General features: G+C 67.0%; 19 protein-coding genes and 1 other RNA gene. 3 read left to right on the top strand and 17 right to left on the bottom strand.

What is annotated here, in order from left to right; translation table 11 throughout:
- Window positions 1-108: 108 nt before the first annotated feature.
- Together hemL and thiE are read right to left on the bottom strand one after the other, a co-directional pair.
- On the bottom strand, window positions 109-1,398 hold the full coding sequence (hemL, locus tag AC07UW_RS06805; RefSeq protein ID WP_495211700.1) for a glutamate-1-semialdehyde 2,1-aminomutase: 1,290 nt from the start codon (window positions 1,396-1,398) through the stop codon (window positions 109-111).
- A gap of 15 nt (window positions 1,399-1,413) precedes the next feature.
- Window positions 1,414-2,049 carry a thiamine phosphate synthase gene (thiE, locus tag AC07UW_RS06810; RefSeq protein WP_313249875.1) on the bottom strand — a complete coding sequence of 212 codons (636 nt, stop codon included), beginning with the start codon at window positions 2,047-2,049 and terminating at the stop codon, window positions 1,414-1,416.
- Window positions 2,050-2,083: 34 nt separating this feature from the next.
- Between thiE and AC07UW_RS06815 the strand changes: the two genes are divergently transcribed.
- Window positions 2,084-2,308 carry a rubredoxin gene (locus tag AC07UW_RS06815; protein ID WP_025874193.1) on the top strand — a complete coding sequence of 75 codons (225 nt, stop codon included), beginning with the start codon at window positions 2,084-2,086 and terminating at the stop codon, window positions 2,306-2,308.
- A 66-nt stretch (window positions 2,309-2,374) separates the two neighbouring features.
- On the opposite strand, the gene AC07UW_RS06820 is transcribed toward AC07UW_RS06815, so the two are convergent.
- The 8 genes from AC07UW_RS06820 to AC07UW_RS06855 form a co-directional block, all read right to left on the bottom strand.
- The gene (locus AC07UW_RS06820) at window positions 2,375-3,220 is read right to left on the bottom strand and encodes a SirB1 family protein (RefSeq protein ID WP_025874194.1); all 846 of its coding nucleotides are present in this window, start codon (window positions 3,218-3,220) and stop codon (window positions 2,375-2,377) included.
- A gap of 318 nt (window positions 3,221-3,538) precedes the next feature.
- Window positions 3,539-3,985 carry a DUF192 domain-containing protein gene (locus AC07UW_RS06825; RefSeq protein WP_025874195.1) on the bottom strand — a complete coding sequence of 149 codons (447 nt, stop codon included), beginning with the start codon at window positions 3,983-3,985 and terminating at the stop codon, window positions 3,539-3,541.
- A 21-nt stretch (window positions 3,986-4,006) separates the two neighbouring features.
- Entirely contained in the window at window positions 4,007-4,654 is a 648-nt protein-coding gene (gene rpiA / locus AC07UW_RS06830; RefSeq protein WP_032976728.1) for a ribose-5-phosphate isomerase RpiA, read from the bottom strand.
- A gap of 24 nt (window positions 4,655-4,678) precedes the next feature.
- Entirely contained in the window at window positions 4,679-5,158 is a 480-nt protein-coding gene (locus tag AC07UW_RS06835; protein ID WP_025874197.1) for an EVE domain-containing protein, read from the bottom strand.
- Complete coding sequence (locus tag AC07UW_RS06840; protein WP_312786908.1) at window positions 5,155-5,748, bottom strand: 5-formyltetrahydrofolate cyclo-ligase; 594 nt, start codon at window positions 5,746-5,748, stop codon at window positions 5,155-5,157. The genes AC07UW_RS06835 and AC07UW_RS06840 overlap by 4 nt, the downstream gene beginning before the upstream one ends.
- A gap of 83 nt (window positions 5,749-5,831) precedes the next feature.
- Window positions 5,832-6,017, bottom strand: a non-coding RNA gene (gene ssrS, locus AC07UW_RS06845) — 6S RNA.
- A 97-nt stretch (window positions 6,018-6,114) separates the two neighbouring features.
- Complete coding sequence (locus tag AC07UW_RS06850; protein ID WP_025874199.1) at window positions 6,115-6,411, bottom strand: cell division protein ZapA; 297 nt, start codon at window positions 6,409-6,411, stop codon at window positions 6,115-6,117.
- Window positions 6,408-6,629 (bottom strand): TIGR02449 family protein, encoded by a 222-nt coding sequence (locus AC07UW_RS06855; protein WP_025874200.1) that lies wholly within the window; start codon window positions 6,627-6,629, stop codon window positions 6,408-6,410. The genes AC07UW_RS06850 and AC07UW_RS06855 overlap by 4 nt, the downstream gene beginning before the upstream one ends.
- Before the next feature lie 153 nt (window positions 6,630-6,782).
- Here AC07UW_RS06855 and AC07UW_RS06860 point away from each other — a divergent pair, with 153 nt between their 5' ends.
- Entirely contained in the window at window positions 6,783-7,331 is a 549-nt protein-coding gene (locus AC07UW_RS06860) for a YecA/YgfB family protein (RefSeq protein WP_089236676.1), read from the top strand.
- Window positions 7,332-7,336: 5 nt separating this feature from the next.
- The gene (locus tag AC07UW_RS06865; RefSeq protein WP_152543229.1) at window positions 7,337-8,659 is read left to right on the top strand and encodes an aminopeptidase P N-terminal domain-containing protein; all 1,323 of its coding nucleotides are present in this window, start codon (window positions 7,337-7,339) and stop codon (window positions 8,657-8,659) included.
- Window positions 8,660-9,192: 533 nt separating this feature from the next.
- Here AC07UW_RS06865 and pepQ read toward each other — a convergent pair.
- From pepQ to rph, 7 genes are all read right to left on the bottom strand, one after another.
- Window positions 9,193-10,524, bottom strand: coding sequence for a Xaa-Pro dipeptidase (pepQ, locus tag AC07UW_RS06870; protein WP_495211701.1), 1,332 nt, complete (start codon window positions 10,522-10,524; stop codon window positions 9,193-9,195).
- A 75-nt stretch (window positions 10,525-10,599) separates the two neighbouring features.
- Complete coding sequence (locus AC07UW_RS06875; protein WP_313249878.1) at window positions 10,600-10,974, bottom strand: PilZ domain-containing protein; 375 nt, start codon at window positions 10,972-10,974, stop codon at window positions 10,600-10,602.
- Window positions 10,971-13,247 carry a DUF1631 family protein gene (locus AC07UW_RS06880; RefSeq protein WP_495211702.1) on the bottom strand — a complete coding sequence of 759 codons (2,277 nt, stop codon included), beginning with the start codon at window positions 13,245-13,247 and terminating at the stop codon, window positions 10,971-10,973. Before AC07UW_RS06880 ends, AC07UW_RS06875 begins: the two co-directional genes overlap by 4 nt.
- Window positions 13,248-13,367: 120 nt before the next feature.
- Complete coding sequence (gene hemW / locus AC07UW_RS06885) at window positions 13,368-14,594, bottom strand: radical SAM family heme chaperone HemW (RefSeq protein WP_495211703.1); 1,227 nt, start codon at window positions 14,592-14,594, stop codon at window positions 13,368-13,370.
- Between the two features lie 57 nt (window positions 14,595-14,651).
- Window positions 14,652-15,248, bottom strand: a complete 597-nt coding sequence (rdgB, locus tag AC07UW_RS06890; RefSeq protein ID WP_495211704.1) for an RdgB/HAM1 family non-canonical purine NTP pyrophosphatase — start codon at window positions 15,246-15,248, stop codon at window positions 14,652-14,654.
- Window positions 15,248-15,634: a VOC family protein gene (locus AC07UW_RS06895; RefSeq protein WP_025874209.1), complete on the bottom strand. Its 387-nt coding sequence runs from the start codon at window positions 15,632-15,634 to the stop codon at window positions 15,248-15,250. The genes rdgB and AC07UW_RS06895 overlap by 1 nt, the downstream gene beginning before the upstream one ends.
- Window positions 15,631-16,356 (bottom strand): ribonuclease PH, encoded by a 726-nt coding sequence (gene rph, locus AC07UW_RS06900; RefSeq protein ID WP_132824302.1) that lies wholly within the window; start codon window positions 16,354-16,356, stop codon window positions 15,631-15,633. The genes AC07UW_RS06895 and rph overlap by 4 nt, the downstream gene beginning before the upstream one ends.
- Window positions 16,357-16,442: the final 86 nt, after the last annotated feature.

Here is a 16,442-nt window from a genome sequence, read left to right on the forward strand (position 1 = left end):
GTAGATCCACGCCATGCGTGGATGAAGCACATCGATCCAGTAGATCCACGCCATGCGTGGATGAGGGCAGGCAGTGCCGACCAAGGTCGGCGCCTACCAGGCCGGGGTTCAGCCCTTGGCCGCCTTGAACGCCACGCGTGCCGCTGCCAGCGTGGCCTCGATCACGGCATCATCGTGGGCGCTGGACAGGAAACCGGCCTCGTACGCCGACGGTGCCAGGAACACGCCCTGGTCCAGCATCGCGTGGAAGAAACGGTTGAACGCGGGAATGTCGCAGGCGGTGGCCTGGGCATAGGTCTCCACCTTCTCAGTGGTGAAGAACAGCCCGAACATCGCGCCCACCTGGGTGGTGGTCACCGCTACGCCCGCATCGGTGGCGGCGGCTTCCAGGCCCGCGCACAGGCGTGCGGCGCGCGCGCTCAGATCGTCGTGGAAACCCGGCTGCTGGATCAGCTCCAGCATGGCCAGGCCGGCGGCCATCGCCACCGGGTTGCCGCTGAGCGTGCCGGCCTGGTAGATCGGGCCGGCCGGTGCGATCTGCTGCATCAGCTCGCGGCGGCCGCCGTAGGCGCCCACCGGCATGCCGCCACCGATGATCTTGCCGAAGGTGGTCAGGTCCGGAGTGATGCCGTAGTGCGCCTGCGCACCGCCGAGGGCAACGCGGAAACCGGTCATCACTTCGTCGAAGATCAGCAGCGCGCCATGCTGTGTGCACAGCGCGCGCAGGTGCTGCAGGTAGCCTTCGCGGGGCGGAATGCAGTTGGCGTTGCCCACCACCGGCTCGATGATCAGGCCGGCGATCTCGCTGCCGCGTGCCTCGAACAGAGCGGTGGCCGCCTCAAAGTCGTTGTAGGGCAGGGTCAGGGTCAGTTCGCTCAGGCCGGCCGGCACGCCGGGCGAGGTCGGCACGCCCAGGGTCAGCATGCCGCTGCCGGCCTTGACCAGGAACGAGTCGCCGTGGCCGTGGTAGCACCCTTCGAACTTGACGATGCAGCTGCGGCCGGTGGCACCGCGCGCCAGGCGGATCGCCGACAGGGTGGCTTCGGTACCGGAGTTGACCATGCGCACCATCTCGCACGACGGCACCAGCCGGGTAATGGTCTCGGCCATGGTCACTTCCGCTGCGCACGGCGCACCGAAGGACAGGCCGTTGTCGATCGCCTTCTTCACCGCTTGGCGTACGGCGGTGTGGTTGTGGCCGACGATCATCGGGCCCCACGATCCCACGTAGTCGATATAGCGGTTGCCGTCGACGTCGTACAGGTAGGCGCCGTCAGCGCGTTCGACGAAGAAGGGTTCGCCGCCGACCGACTTGAACGCGCGCACCGGTGAGTTGACGCCGCCGGGCAGCAATTCCTGGGCGCGGGAGAACAGGGCGTGGGACAGGTCGTGGTTCATGGGGTTTCCTGGGTATTACTGCGGCGTATCGAATCGGGCGAGGTAGGCGCGCTGGGTCGCGACCGGGTCCTGCGCGGCGTAGATGCCGCTGACCACGGCCAGCAGGTCGGCGCCGGCATCGATGATGGGACCGACATTGTCCGGGCTCAGGCCACCAATCGCCACCCGCGGCACGCCCAGTGCGGCGCTTTGCCGCAGCAGGTCGGGGTGGGCGCGGCTGCTGGTGACCTTGGTGGTGGTGGGGAAGAACGCGCCGAAGGCCACGTAGCTGGCGCCGGCCGCCACGGCACGCTCGGCGTTGGCCAGCTGGTCGTAGCAGGAGGCGCCGATGATGGCGTCCGGGCCGAGCAGGCTGCGTGCGGCGCCGATATCACCGTCGGTACCGCCCAGGTGCACGCCCGCCGCGCCGATGGCCTGGGCAAGCGCCGGGTCGTCGTTGACGATCAGCGGCACGCCGTGGGCGGCGCACAAGGCCTGCAGCGCCGTGGCCTGTTCCCGCCGCAGGGCATCGCTGGCGGTCTTGTTGCGGTACTGCAGCCAGGTGGCGCCGGCGGCGAGCAGCGGCGCGGTGCGCGCCAGCAGGCGGGCGGTATCGGGTTCATCCGGGGTGATCAGGTAGACGCCGCGGGGCGCCGGGGAAGCAGAAGTCATCGATGGCTACCGGTGAGTGGACCGCGATGGGACAATGGCGGCCCGTGAATCCAGCCCTGATTATCCGATGAGCGAAGCCACCCCCACCACCCTGCGTACCTGGATGTGCGTGGTCTGCGGATTCCTGTACCGCGAAGCGGATGGGCTGCCGGAAGAGGGCATCGCCCCGGGCACGCGCTGGGAAGACATCCCCGAGACCTGGACCTGCCCGGATTGCGGTGTGACCAAGGACGATTTCGAGATGGTCGAGATCGATTGATCGGACCTGTCTGTGGGTGCAGACCTTCCTGTGGGTGCGGACCGTTGGTCCGCACACCGGACAACCTCAATGCAGCCGCGGTACCGGTCCGCCCAGGTCGATCAGCTTCTCGCGCAGCCATTGCGCGTCGCTGGCTTCGGGATTGCGCTTCAGGTACAGGCCCAGGTCGTTGCGCGCGCCGGCCAGGTAGTCCAGCTGCAGGTAAGCTAGGCCGCGATCGCGCAGGGCATCGTCCTGTTCGGGGGCCAGCTTGAGCAGGCGGTCGGCACTGCGCGCGGCACGGTCCCACTCGCTGGCCTCGGCATAGACCCCATGCAGGTTGCGCAGCATGCGGATCAGGATCGCGCGGCTCGGTGCAGGGTCGAGGATCTGCGCCAGCACCTGGTCGTCGGGCATCTGCCCGCCCAGGTGCGACTTGGCGCGTTCGCGCAGTTCGTCCACGTCCAGTGGGCGGCCCCCATTGAACGGGTCCATCACCAGCACGCCATCGTCAACCGGCAGGCGCACCAGGAAATGACCGGGGAATGACACGCCGTCCAACGGAATGCCCAGCCGTCGCGCCACCTCCATCTGCACCAGTGCCAGCGAGATCGGATTGCCCAGACGCCGCTCGAAGACCTGGTTGAGGTAGCTGTTGCGCGGGTCGTAGTACTCCTGGTGGTCGCCGCTGTAGCCCAGCTCATCGAACAGATGCCGGTTGATGGCCGCCATCTTCAGGGGGCTGTGCTCGATGCTGTCCACCTCGGCACGCAGGTGCTCGACGTGGCTCTGCACCAGCGCATCGTAGGTCGACGGCTGCAGATCGGGATATTCATCGCGCGCGATCAGCAGCGCGGTCGGCAGCAGTGGCAGCGCCTCGTCGTCGAAGTCGGCCAGTGCATCCCAGTCGGGGAGTGTGATCCGGTCCTGCATGTCCACAGACTGGCGGCAATCGCAGGCGGTTTCAAGCAGTGCGGCGTGAATTCATCATCCCCCACGTCTCCCCATCCACGCATGGCGTGGATCTACCGTGTCGACCAAGGTCGACACCCACCAACAGCGGCAGGAAGCTGTCAGAGGTGGGGTGGTGTGGGCTTGCAGGACCGCAGGCGCCATGGATGGCGCCTACGAGCCCCCAGGGATGGGTTTACGGCGTGTCCTGCAAGCCCACACCGCCCCACCATGCCTCGATAACCCAGCTCTTGCTTTTGATGTTGATTCGGCGGGTGCCGGGCGCAGCCCGGCCGCCCCCTACTTCTCGATGCCCGGGCCGAAGATCAGCTCGGTGCCATCCTTCAGCTTGAGCTTCTCCGCCTGGCCGGCATTGAGTTCCAGCACGAAGCGTGCCGGGCCACCGCTGGGGTAGGGCGGGCACATGTCACCAGCCGAGCACGGCGGCACGTCGCGCTGCTGGCTCACCAGCCGCCGCTCGCTGTCGAAGTACAGGATGTCCAGCGCGATCTTGGTGTTCTTCATCCAGTACGCCTGCATTTCCTCGCGGTCATGCACGAACAGCATGCCGTGGTCCTCGGCCATCTGGTCGCGGAACATCAACCCGCGCGCACGGGTTTCATCGTTGGTGGCCAGTTCAACGTCATAGCGCGCACCGTCAAGTTCCACCCAGTGGCGGGCAGCATCGGTGGCGCAGCCGGTCAGGGCCAGCAGCGGGAGCATCAGCAGTGAGCGCAGCAACGACATCGTCAGGGTCCTTCGAAAGAGTCAGAGCACGATCGGCGGTTCGCCGCCGACGATCACCACATCGGCACGGCGCCGTGCGAAGAGGCCGACGCAGACCACGCCCGGCAGCTGGTTGAGCTCACGCTCCAGTTTTTCCGGATCGGTGATCTGCAGGTTGTGGATGTCCAGGATCTGGTTGCCGTTGTCGGTCACCACGCCCTCGCGCCAGGTCGGCTGGCCGCCGGTCATGTCGCGGATCTGGCGGGCAACCAGGCTGCGTGCCATCGGGATCACTTCCACCGGCAGCGGGAACCTGCCCAGCACCGGTACCTGCTTGCTCGGGTCGACGATGCAGACGAAGCGCTCGCTGGCCTCGGCGATGATCTTCTCGCGGGTCAGCGCAGCGCCGCCGCCCTTGATCAGGCACTTGCCGGGATCGCACTCGTCGGCGCCATCCACGTACAGCGACAGGGTGCCGGTGTGGTTCAGCTCGATCACCTCGATGCCATGCTGCTTCAGGCGCGCGGTGCTCTGTTCGGAACTGGACACCGCACCCTTGATGCGATGCTGGATGCGGGCCAGCGCATCAATGAAATAGGCGACGGTGGAACCGGTACCGACACCGACGATCATGCCGTCTTCGACGTACTCGATGGCCTTTTCGGCGGCCAGGCGCTTGGCTTCAGACATTGCGGAGAGCTCTCAGGCAGGGAATCAGGATTTCTTTTCCAGCGACAGCAGCAGCTTCCACTGCGCAGCGGTCACCGGGAACACCGACAGGCGGTTGCCCTTGGCAACCAGCGGGAAGCCTTCGCCGAGTTCCTCGGCATGCAGCTTGATCTCGTCCAGCGCGATCACCTGCTTGAGCTTGCGGTCGAAGGCCACGTCCACCAGCATCCAGCGCGGGTTCTCGCGCGTGCTCTTGGGATCGTGGTAGTCGGATTTCGGGTCGAACTGGGTGTCATCGGGGTAGGCCGCGCTGGCCACCGTGGCCAGGCCGACGATGCCGGGCACCTTGGTATTGGAGTGGTAGAACAGGATGCCGTCACCGACCTGCATGCCATCGCGCATGAAATTGCGCGCCTGGTAGTTGCGCACGCCGTTCCAGGGTTCAACCTTGACCTTGGCCAGGTCATCGATGGAAAAAGCGTCCGGTTCGGACTTCATCAGCCAGTAGCGCTTGCGGGCGGTCATGCGTTCACGGGGGCAGCGGAAGGGAGCAGGGTGCCGGCTTCAGTGCAGATCGCATCCACCGGCACGTCCCAGGACGCTACCGGCAAGGACTCGACCTGCTGCACCGAGAATGCCGCGCCAACCAGCCAGGGTGGCGCCGGCCGATCATGGCGGAAGGCGAAGCTGCGATCATACCAGCCGCCTCCCATGCCCAGCCGCCGGCACTGTGCGTCGAAGCCCACCAGCGGCGTCACCACCAAGGCCATCTGTGCCGGTTCCAGCGTGTCTTCGATGGCAAGGTCCGGTTCGGGGATGCCGTAGCGGTTGCTGGTCAAGGGTTGGCCGGGGCGCCAAGGCGCGAAGCGCAGCACGTCGCCGTGCAGTACCGGCAAGCAGTAGGTCAATCGATCGGGCAGCTGCAGTTGCCAGCGATGCAGGGCGATTTCGCCATCCAGCGCCCAGTAGCCGGCCACGGCGCCTTCGCGCGGGGCGAACGGCAGTGCGAGCAGCGCATCGGCCAGCGATTCGGCAGCGGCGATACGGACGGGGGCGGAAAGGTCGCGGCGGCGTTGCCGCAGGTCGTGGCGCAGGGCCTGTCGCGGGTCGTTCATGGCAGCGTGCGGCAAGGATCAGCCATCATTGTGCCGGAAAGAACAAGGGCGACGCCCGAAGACGCCGCCCTTGCTGGAATATTGCATTCTCCGCAATGTCGATGCATGCGAAACGACCTTGAACCCGGGGGCTCAAGTGGGAACGCTGGAGAACCATCGGGCTTCCCGCTGCAAGGCGGACCTGCACTCCCGGCGCTGTCGCGCTCCCGGTGTCGTTCTTAAGGGACAAGGCGAATGTTTGCACATGCCGTCGAGTACCGCAGAGAACGCGTGGCCATTATAGCTACCGCGTGTGATCTGGATAGGCCGTTCGTCGGCAACAGTGCGTGCCAATTCAGAAAAGAGAAGGCGCATTCCGCGCCTATCTCAGGTGCTGCTGTCGATCGCGCGATCGAGGCGCCGGTTCAGGTCGGCCAGGGTCTGTTGCAGGGCGACCGCCTGGCGGGCGTTCTCGTCGCGCAGCAGCTGCAGCTCGTGCGCCAGGTTGAGTGCCGCCAGCACCGCGATGCGGTCCACCGCGGCCATCCGGTTGCTGCCACGGATCTCGCGCATGCGCGCATCCAGCAGGCGGGCGGCCGCCATCAGGCTGTCGCGTTCATCACCACCAACGCCGACCGTGTATTCACGGTCGAGGATACGGACGCTGACCGGTTCGGCACTCATGTGTGCTGCTCCAGGGATTTGAGCCGGGTGATCATCGCTTCCACCCGCGAACGCGCCTGCTCGTTCTTGGCCAGCAGCGTCGAGCGCTCGGCCACCAGCTGTTCCTGCTGGTGGCGCAGGCTGCGGTTCTCCTCGGCCAGCCGCTGGTTGCGGTCGAGCAACGCCTCCACACGGGCGGCGAAGGCCTGCAGCTGGGCAAGGGGATCGGCGGGTTCCATGCCCGCACGATAGGCAAGCCGGGTCAGGGCGGTCAAGCACTGCCGCAGCAGGGCCCGGCGGCTACGGAGAGCAGGCGGACAGATTGCTACACTACCCGGCTCACGGGCGCGCGCGTGCGCGCTCCGCAGTTTCCCTTCCGAACGAGCCGCACGATGACCGAACTTCCCTCCGTCGACGACGTTACCCGCGCCAGCCAGGAACTGGGCCTGGGCGCCACTGCTGCCGAGCTGCATGGCGGGCTGTGCGGCTGGCTGGCCGCTGGCGGTGCCCCTGGCAACGATTGGCCGGCGCGCGTGCTGGCCGACGACAATCTGCCGCAGGTGGCTGCCGACAGTGCGCTGGCGCAGTTGCTGGAGGCCACCATCAAGCAGCTGGAAGACCGGGACTTCGCCTTCGAGCTGCTGTTGACCGACAGCAGCGACGTGGCCGCGCAGGCGGACGCCATGTTCAGCTGGACCCGCTCCTTCCTGGGCGGTTTCGGCCTGGGCAGTGGCGGCCACCGGCCGACCCTGTCCGAAGAAGGCGAGGAGGCGCTGAACGACCTGGCCAGCCTGGCCCGTGCCTCGAGCGAGGATTTTGAAGCGGGCGGTGATGATGACGACGAAGCTCTGTCGGAGATCGAAGAATTCATCCGCGTGGCGGTGCTGCTGCTGCACGGTGACGTGGTGCTGGCCGCGCGCCATCGGCAGCGCCTGAACTGATGGATATCAAGCAGCGCACCGGCATCGCTGCCGGCGAGTACAAGCGTCGTCGCCGGCAGCTGATGGATATGGCGGGCGAAGACGCGATCCTGGTGCTGCCGGCGGCATCTGAGAAGGTGCGCAGCCTTGATACCCATTATCCGTACCGGCAGGATTCGGATTTCCAGTACCTGAGCGGCTTCCCGGAGCCGGAAGCGGTGCTGGTGCTGATTCCCGGCCGTCGCCACGGCGAAGCGATCCTGTTCTGCCGTGAGCGCGATCCCGAGCGCGAAGCCTGGGATGGCGGTCGCGCCGGCCAGGAAGGCGCCGTGGCGCAGTTCGCGATGGACGATGCGTACCCGATCACCGACCTGGACGACATCCTGCCGGGCCTGCTGGAAGGGCGGTCGCGGGTGTACTACCACTTCGGCCGCGATGCGGACTTCGACCTGAAGCTGATCGGCTGGGTGAACCGCGTGCGTTCGCAGGTGCGCCACGGTGCGCAGCCACCGCATGAGTTCCTGGAACTGGGCCACCTGCTGCACGAGCAGCGGTTGTTCAAGTCCGGTGCCGAGGTGGCGTTGATGCAGCGCGCGGCCGACATCAGTGTGCTGGCGCATCGTGCGGCCATGCAGAGTGCGAAGGCGGGCATCCACGAGTACGAACTGCAGGCCGAGCTGGAGCGGGTGTTCCGTGCCAGCGACGCGGTGCCTGCGTACTGCAGCATCGTCGGTGCCGGCCGCAACGCCTGCATCCTGCATTACCGCGACAACAACGCACGCTCGCGCGACGGTGAGCTGGTGTTGATCGATGCCGGCGCCGAGTACCGCGGCTACGCCAGTGACATCACCCGTACGTTCCCGGTCAATGGTCGTTTCAGCGCCGAGCAGCGTGCGCTGCATGATCTGGTGGGTGCGGCGCAGGCGGCGGCACTTGCCCAGGCCAAACCGGGCGTGGCGTACGAAATGGGCCATCTGGCGGCGGTGCAGACCCTCACCGAGGGGTTGCTGCAGCTGGGCCTGTTGAAGGGCACGCTGGAAAAGAATCTCACCGAAGGCTTGTACCAGCGCTTCTACCGGCACAAGACCGGGCACTGGATCGGGCTGGATGTGCACGACGTAGGTGACTACCGCCTGGCCGGCGATTCGCGCCTGCTGGAGCCGGGCATGGCCTTCACCATCGAGCCGGGGCTGTACATCGGCGTGGACGACACGACGGTGGAACCGCGTTGGCGCGGCATCGGCATCCGTACCGAAGATGACGTGCTGATCACCGACGACGGGCATCGGGTGTTGACCGAAGGGCTGGAACGCAGCGCCGACGAGATCGAAGCGTTGATGGCGGGGTAAGGGTGTTTCTGCAGGGCTTGCAGCCCTGCACCCGCTACAGGCCAGAGCAACAGCAACAGCAACAGCGGCATTCCGTGGGATGGCGGGGTACTGTGGGTTTGCGGGGCCGCCGCAAGTACGTCCTTGTAGGCTTGGTCGCGGCATCCATGCCGCTCACACCCCGCAAACCCACAGTACCCCGCCTTCGACAGTTTCCCGCGAGCTGCAGTAGATCCACGCCATGCGTGGATGAGGCGTTCCCGACAACTGCTGGACGAACCGAAAAATGCTGAGGCTGAGCTGTCTTGGTGGGTGACGACCTTGGTCGTCACCACGAGCGAAGCGACCCGCTTTTGCTTTTCTTTCTTCTTTTCCGTGGCTGGCCGCGCTCAGGAAACTGTCCGTGGCCGGGCGGGTGGGCTGCGCAGGGGCGTAAGCGCCATGGATGGCGCGCCCGAGCCTACAAGGACGTATTTACGGCGTCCCCTGCGCAGCTCACCCGCCCGGTCACGTCTCCGTAGTCCGGACGCATTTCGCGACCAGCCACGAGGGGCTCAGCCGTTCGCCGCCGCAAACACCGGGCGCGTCAGGTTGTCCGCCTCGCCATCAGTGCACAGCACTTCGTCTTCAATGCGGATGCCGCCGTACGGACGGAAGAAGTCCACCCGCTCCCAGTTGATTGCATCGCCATGACCGGCGTCCTTCACTTCGTTCAACAGCATGTCGATGAAGTACAGGCCCGGCTCGATCGTCACCACCATGCCCGGCTCCAGCACGCGGGTCAGGCGCAGGTACGGATGACCCGTCGGACGCTCGATGCGGCCGCCTTCATCGCTGGCCGCGAAACCGGCCACGTCATGCACCTGCAGGCCGATCAGGTGGCCGATGCCATGCGGGAAGAACGCGGCGCTGACGCCGGTTTCCAGCGCGGTCTGCGGCGACACCTTGATCACGCCAAAGTCCTTCAGCACGCCCATCAGCGACAGGTGCGCATCCACGTGCAGCTGCTTGTAGTCGAAGCCCGGGCGCACGGCCGCGCACATCGCCTGCTGCGCGGCATCGACCGCTTCGATCATCGCCGCGAACTCGTCATGGCCGGCGGCGGCGTAGGTGCGGGTGATGTCGCTGGCATAACCGTGCGCGCTGGCGCCGGCGTCGATCAGGAAGCTGCGCAGCGGCTGCGGTGCCTTGCGGCCCAGTTCGGTGTAATGCAGCACCGCCGCATGCTCGTTCAAGGCCACGATGTTGCCGTACGGCAGCTCGGTGGCGTCCTGGCCCACGGCCTGGCAGTACGCCATGTGGATGCTGAATTCGTCGGCGCCGTTGCGGAACGCCGCTTCGGCTGCCCGATGGCCGCGCACACCCAGCACCTGCGCCTGGCGCATCAGGGCGATTTCATACGGCGTCTTGCTGCCACGATGCCATTCCAGGTAGTTCACCACCGGCGCCGGATTGTTCGGCACATACGCGCCCAGCGCGCTCTGCGGTTCACCCAGGATCGCGCAGCGCGCCGGGTCGGACGGCAGCAGTGCCAGCGCTTCGTCCGGCGTGCGGATGATGTGGATGTCGAAGTGCTCGACCCACCAGCCGCTCGGTGCATCCGGCACCACATGCCAGTAGTCGAACGGCTGGTGGAAGATCACCGCCGGACGCTTGCCCGGGGTGAACACGATCCAGCTGTTGGGTACACGGGTCAGCGGCAGCCAGGCCTTGAACTGCGGGTTGACCGCATACGGGTAGTCACGGTCGTCGAAGACCTGGTAGTGCAGGGTGCCGCTGGGCACCACCAGGTGGTCGAAGCCGCCGCGTGCCAGCGCCTGCTCGGCGCGTCGGCACAGCACGGCCAGGTGGTCGGGATACAGGGCGCCGGGGTCTTGCTGGATCATTGCGGTGGCTCGACACGGAAAACGGCCCTAGATTCTGCCGGATACCGACGCAATCCGCTGTGCCGGAACCGGCACTCAGCCCGTCGAAACCGGTGCCTCGTCGTTGTCTTCGCCGATCCACCGGCGCAGCAGCTGCCGATGCTCGCGTGACAGGGTCAGGAAGCGGAAGCCTGCCCAGCTCTGGCCGGGTGCATGCGCCGGTTCGCTCCACAGCAGGTGTACGCCGACGTCGATCCACTCGCTGCGGCCATCGGCCGATGGCAGCGGGAAGCGCAACTGATACAGCGCATCGTCGCGCAGCGTGGCGCTGGCCAGCATCAGCATGCCGGTCTCGGACACATTGCCAAGCCGGCCGACCACGCTGTCGCGCATCTGGTCGGTCACCGGTACCAGATCGGAGACCTGCCGGCGCGGCGCGCGGCGGGTATCAACGGGCGGTTGCGTGCTCATGCGCTGGGCTCCTGCGGTCGACGTCCGGCGAGCGCGCGCAGTGCGCTCAGGCTCGCCTGCCAGGCGCGGTCGACCAGCCGGCCCTTTTCTTCGGTGACCAGTTGCGCGCGTCCGGCACTCATCTGCCGGGCCAGCGTATCCAGGGTGGTTTCGCCGATCTTCTGCCCACGCGCGTTGACGAACAGCACATGGCCGGTCAGCAGGCTGTACCAGGACAGGCGCTGGCGGCGCAGTGTGCCTTCGCCATCGTCGATATCGAACCAGCTGCCGAAGGGCAGCGTGCACAGTTGCTGATAGCTGGTCTCCTCGGCCTCGCTGCGCGGCGCGGCCTCATTTGCCTGGGTCTGCGCGCCTGCGTGTTCGCCCAGCCGCGCATGGGCCTTCAGGCGCGCACTGAGTTCGGTGCGCGAGGTGCTTTCGTCTTCGCCACCCGGCGTGGACAGGCGGCGCGCGACCGCTGCGGCTTCCTCTGCGTGGTAGCCGACCTGCAGCAGGGCCGATTCAACCTCGGCGGCCAGCGGAGCGTCGGTCGCGCTGCTTTCGCTGGCAGCCTCGGCAGTGATCGTCGCGATGCGTTCGGTCTGCTGCAGGCGCTCCTGCCATTGCGGCGAATCATCACCGTGGCGCAGACGGGTCAGCGTCAATGCGTCCGCCCAGGCCTGGCGCAGCAGTGTCTGCACGAAGCGTGGCGGTTCCTGCGTGTCGCAGCACTGGTCGATCTGCGCATTGGCCTGGCGGCGCGCAAGCTCCAGCCGTTCCTTGCCGCGTGCCGCTTCCACGTGACGGCGCTCTGCCAGTTCAGCGCGGTGCGCGGCGGCACGCTGATGCTGCTGTATCTCTTCGTTGGCGGCGGCAAAGGCCTCGGGCGTGCGCGCATCCTTGCCCAGCAGGCCCTGCACGCTCTGCGCCAGCCGTTGCAGCAGCTGCGGATCGACGTCGTCATCGCCGAGCCAGCTGGCGCCGGCTTCAGCGACATGGTTGAGCAGTTCGCGCGCCGGGTGTTCGTCGCGCACGAAAAACCCCGGGTCAGCCATCGCTGCGCGCGCCAGAGGAACCTGCAGGCGCGCGAGCAGGGCGGCCGGCACCGGGTCCGGCCGTTGCTGCTGCTGAACCTGCTGCAGCAGCAGGCGCAGCAGATCGAGATTGTCGCGGTCGTGGCTGCCAATGCTTGCCTGCGCGCCATGTTCGCTGCGCAGCTGGGCCACCACGGCGGCCTGCAGATCGGTCATGGCGCTGGCGGCGCTGGCCTGCCCCTGCAGGCGTGCCAGCACGGCATCAACCGCTGCACTGGGCAGGGCCGCCGGATTCGCCGCTGGCTGCGGGGTCTGCCGCGCCTGTTGCAGCATCTCGTGCAGCACGCTGCTGGCCGGTACCGTCATGCCGGCCGACGCACCGGGCGCATCCGCATCGGCGAAGGCGTCCTGCATCAACGTCGACCATGAGCCGGCCGGTGCCGACCCACCCCAGCCGGTCATCGGGGTGGGCACGCGCGGTGACGGGCGTCCACTGCGGCCGCTGCCGACCGACTGGGTGATGATCCGGCGGGTGCTTGAAGAACGGGCCAGGTACGGGGTGTAGACCAGGCCTGGCAGGATCCCGTGCTGCGCCAGCAGCGCATTTGCACGGTCGAGCACATCGCCCAGCCGCTCCAGCACCTGCCGCTCGAAGCTGCGGTACAGCGCCATCTGCACGTCGGCGCTGAGGGCATCCTGTTCGGCCAGCTTGCGCACCATCGCGCACAAGGCCTGCGGTGCCAAGGGCAGGGTGTCGGCTTCAAAGGCTGGTGCGCCGGCAACAACACCCAGACGCTGGCCCAGCAGGTTCAAGGCGTTGGCCGAGCGCAGGGTTTCCCGGCGCACCATTTCGGTCAGCAGCAGGTCGCGGTCGACTTCATGCTCGGCCACCAGGGTCAACCCCAGCATGCCGGGCAAGGGCGGTGGTGTGGCGGCAGCCACGACCGGGGTGATCGGTTCACGCAGCCGCGCAAGCGCATCGGCCAGCGCATCGAGCATACGATCGCTGAAGTGGCCGGCGAACGCATGCAGCTGGCCGCGCTGGCCCAGCAGATCGGCTTGCTGTTGCGGGTTGCGGGCATGGTCGGCGTCATGCAGCAGGGTCTGCTCCAGCGCTTCCACGGTCAGGATCAACGGCGCCGTCAGGGTCTGGTGGCACAGGCCGATCAACGCGCCCAGCAACTCGCGCACACGCGGCGGCAGGTCGGCCGCGGCCAGGCGGGCAGTGTCGGCACTGGAAAGAGAGAAGACAGCTGACATCGGCGAGGGGGTCCGGATTCCCGCGGATCGATCTTGGAATCTACCGTGTCGGCCGGTGAAGGCGCTACTTTAGCGATGGATTCATTCAGGGCAGCCTTCCATGGCTGCGCCGCAGGCGGATCATTCTTCCAGGAACAGACTGACCACATCGTTGGTGAAGCGCCGGCCGAGCTCGGTCGGCTGCACGTACCCGTCCGCCACGACCAGCCAGCCGCGCTGCACTGCTTCGGCCAATGGGACATCCAGCACGTTGCGGGCCAGGCCGGTCCGCGATTCGAAGTCGCGCAGGTTGAAACCTTCGTGCAGGCGCAGCAGGTTGAGCATGTACTCGAACGGCAGGCGCTCGGCGGCAATCACCTCATCGCCACCGAACGATGCGGCCGTGCCGGCGGTATCCATGAACGTCTGCGGGTGCTTGTGCTTCCAGCGTCGCAGCACATGTTCTTCGGCGCCGGAACTGATCTTGCCGTGCGCGCCGGCGCCGATGCCCAGGTAGTCACCGAAACGCCAGTAATTCAGGTTGTGCGCACTCTGCCGGCCGGGGCGGGCGTAGGCGCTCACCTCGTACTGGCCGAAACCGGCCTGCGCCAGCAGCGCCTGGCAGTGTTCCTGCATGTCCCAGGCATGGTCTTCATCGGGGATGCCCTGCGGCGGCCGCGCGAAGAACACGGTGTTCGGTTCCAGGGTCAGCTGGTAGTGCGAGATGTGGGTCGGCTGCAACGCGAACGCGCGCTCCAGATCGGTCTCGGCACCGGCCAGGGTCTGTTCCGGCAGTGCGTACATCAGGTCGATGTTGAAATTGTCGTAGCCCGCGTCCTGCGCCATCTTCACCGCGCGCTCGGCCTCGCCACTGTCGTGGATGCGGCCCAGTCTTTTCAGCGCGGCATCATCAAAACTCTGGATGCCGAAGCTGAGGCGGTTGACCCCGGCCGCGCGGTAACGATCAAAGCGACCGTGCTCGGCGGTGCCCGGGTTGGTTTCCAGGGTGATCTCCGCATTCGGCGCGAAGCGCAGGCGGGCGCTGGCCTGCTGCAGGAAGCGGTCGATCGCCTCGGGCGGGAACAGGCTGGGCGTGCCGCCACCGAAGAACACGCTGCTGACCACCCGGCCCCAGACCAGCGGCAGGTCCTGGTCGAGGTCGCGCACCAGCGCATCGATGTAGGCATCGAAGGGCAGTTCGCCCTTGGCCTGGTGCGAGTTGAAATCGCAGTACGGGCACTTGCGCACGCACCACGGCAGATGCACGTACAGTGCCAGCGGCGGTGGGACCAGACGTGGCGGGGTGTCGTGGTCGCAGGACTCGCCGGGCTGGTGATTGCAGTGGTCGTGGTCGTGATCGTGCGGCATGGTGGTCATCGGTAGTGTCGGCCGCTGGCCGGCTTCCCTGTGTCGATCGGGGGGGTATCAGAGCCAGGCCACGAGCTGCTGCTTGAGCTGCTGCAGGGCGATGGCACGATGGCTGATGGCGTTCTTCAACGCCGGTTCCATTTCCGCAGCGGTCAGGCCGTGGGTGGTGTCCAGGAACACCGGGTTGTAGCCGAATCCATTCGTACCGCGCAGTTCGCGGATGATCTGCCCCTCCCAGCGGCCTTCGCAGATCAGCGGCTGCGGGTCGGTGGCATGGCGCAGCAGCACGATCACTGCGTAGAAGCGGGCGCTGCGATGGCCATCGGCGATGTCGGCCATCGCTTCCAGCAGCTTGGCATTGTTGGCCGCCGCATTGGTCGGGTGACCGGCATAGCGCGCGCTGTACAGGCCCGGTGCACCGCCGAGGGCATCGACGATCAGGCCCGAATCATCGGCCAGCGCCGGCAGGCCGGTTGCTTCGCAGGCGGCGCGTGCCTTCAGCAGCGCGTTCTCGACGAAGGTCAAGCCGGTCTCTTCCACATCGCCTAGGCCCAGTTCGGCAGCCGAAGTGATCTGCAGCGGCAGATCGGCGAGGATTTCCTGCATTTCCACCAGCTTGCCAGCGTTGTGGCTGGCCAGGACAAGCTTCTTCATCAGCGGGGCTCCAACAGGTCCCAGGTGTTGCCATACAGATCGCGGAACACCGCGACCGTGGCGTAGGGTTCTTCGCGCGGTTCTTCCAGGAACTGGACACCGGCAGCCAGCATCGCCGCGTGGTCGCGGCGGAAGTCATCGGTGTTGAGGAAGAAGCCGACACGACCACCCGTCTGGTTGCCGATACGGCTGCGCTGCTCGTCGTCGCTGGCGCGGGCCAGCAGCAGGGCGGCGGCGCTGCCATCGGTCGGGCCGACCACTACCCAGCGCTTGCTGCCCTGGTCGATGTCGTCCAACAGCTGGAAGCCGAGCTTGCCGGTGTACCAGGCGATGGCCTCGTCATAGTCGGCCACCACCAGGGTGGTCAGGGCGATGCGCCGGTTCATGCCGACAGCGCTGCCTGCTGCGCGGCCAGCAGCTCGGTCACGCCCTTCTCGGCCAGGCCCAGCAGCGCATCGAGTTCGTCACGGCGGAAGGCATGGCCTTCGGCGGTGCCCTGCAGTTCGATGAAACCGCCGCCGTCGTTCATCACCACGTTCATGTCGGTGTCGCAGTCGCTGTCTTCGGCGTAGTCCAGGTCCAGCACCGGGGCGCCGCGGTAGACGCCGACCGATACCGCCGCCACCGCGCCGAGGATCGGATTGCGCTTGATGTCGCCGCGCTTCATCAGCACGTTCACCGCATCGACCAGGGCCACGTAGGCGCCGGTGATGGCCGCAGTGCGGGTGCCGCCGTCGGCCTGCAGCACGTCGCAGTCCAGGGTGATGGTGCGTTCGCCCAGCGCGTTGCGGTCCACGCAGGCGCGCAGGCTGCGACCGATCAGGCGCTGGATCTCCAGCGTGCGGCCGCCCTGCTTGCCACGTGCGGCTTCACGGTCGCTGCGGGTGTGGGTGGCGCGCGGCAGCATGCCGTACTCGGCGGTCACCCAGCCTTCGCCCTTGCCGCGCAGGAAGCCCGGCACCCGGTTCTCGATGCTGGCCGTGCACAGCACGCGGGTTTCACCGAAGCAGACCAGCACCGAACCTTCGGCGTGGCGGGTGAAACCGCGCTGGATGACGACCGGGCGCAGCTGATCGGGCTGACGGCCACTGGGGCGGAAATCGGACATGGGGCAGGTTCCGTAGGGAAAGGGAGTACGCCACCATCCCCGCGGCCTTCACGGGGCGGGGAAAGGGGCTCAAAAGAGACCGCTAG

It is taken from the genome of Stenotrophomonas sp. GW821-FHT02D01 (assembly GCF_059421765.1).

Coding starts and splice junctions, on each gene's coding strand:
- AC07UW_RS06835 (WP_025874197.1), bottom strand. CDS start 5,158: ATGACCGCCCGCAAGCGCTACTGGCTGATGAAGTCCGAACCGGACGCT.
- rpiA (WP_032976728.1), bottom strand. CDS start 4,654: ATGTCTGAAGCCAAGCGCCTGGCCGCCGAAAAGGCCATCGAGTACGTC.
- AC07UW_RS06880 (WP_495211702.1), bottom strand. CDS start 13,247: ATGTCAGCTGTCTTCTCTCTTTCCAGTGCCGACACTGCCCGCCTGGCC.
- AC07UW_RS06820 (WP_025874194.1), bottom strand. CDS start 3,220: ATGCAGGACCGGATCACACTCCCCGACTGGGATGCACTGGCCGACTTC.
- rph (WP_132824302.1), bottom strand. CDS start 16,356: ATGTCCGATTTCCGCCCCAGTGGCCGTCAGCCCGATCAGCTGCGCCCG.
- AC07UW_RS06875 (WP_313249878.1), bottom strand. CDS start 10,974: ATGAGCACGCAACCGCCCGTTGATACCCGCCGCGCGCCGCGCCGGCAG.
- AC07UW_RS06825 (WP_025874195.1), bottom strand. CDS start 3,985: ATGTCGTTGCTGCGCTCACTGCTGATGCTCCCGCTGCTGGCCCTGACC.
- pepQ (WP_495211701.1), bottom strand. CDS start 10,524: ATGATCCAGCAAGACCCCGGCGCCCTGTATCCCGACCACCTGGCCGTG.
- hemW (WP_495211703.1), bottom strand. CDS start 14,594: ATGCCGCACGATCACGACCACGACCACTGCAATCACCAGCCCGGCGAG.
- AC07UW_RS06850 (WP_025874199.1), bottom strand. CDS start 6,411: ATGAGTGCCGAACCGGTCAGCGTCCGTATCCTCGACCGTGAATACACG.
- AC07UW_RS06840 (WP_312786908.1), bottom strand. CDS start 5,748: ATGAACGACCCGCGACAGGCCCTGCGCCACGACCTGCGGCAACGCCGC.
- rdgB (WP_495211704.1), bottom strand. CDS start 15,248: ATGAAGAAGCTTGTCCTGGCCAGCCACAACGCTGGCAAGCTGGTGGAA.
- AC07UW_RS06860 (WP_089236676.1), top strand. CDS start 6,783: ATGACCGAACTTCCCTCCGTCGACGACGTTACCCGCGCCAGCCAGGAA.
- AC07UW_RS06815 (WP_025874193.1), top strand. CDS start 2,084: ATGGCGGCCCGTGAATCCAGCCCTGATTATCCGATGAGCGAAGCCACC.
- hemL (WP_495211700.1), bottom strand. CDS start 1,398: ATGAACCACGACCTGTCCCACGCCCTGTTCTCCCGCGCCCAGGAATTG.
- thiE (WP_313249875.1), bottom strand. CDS start 2,049: ATGACTTCTGCTTCCCCGGCGCCCCGCGGCGTCTACCTGATCACCCCG.
- AC07UW_RS06895 (WP_025874209.1), bottom strand. CDS start 15,634: ATGAACCGGCGCATCGCCCTGACCACCCTGGTGGTGGCCGACTATGAC.
- AC07UW_RS06855 (WP_025874200.1), bottom strand. CDS start 6,629: ATGGAACCCGCCGATCCCCTTGCCCAGCTGCAGGCCTTCGCCGCCCGT.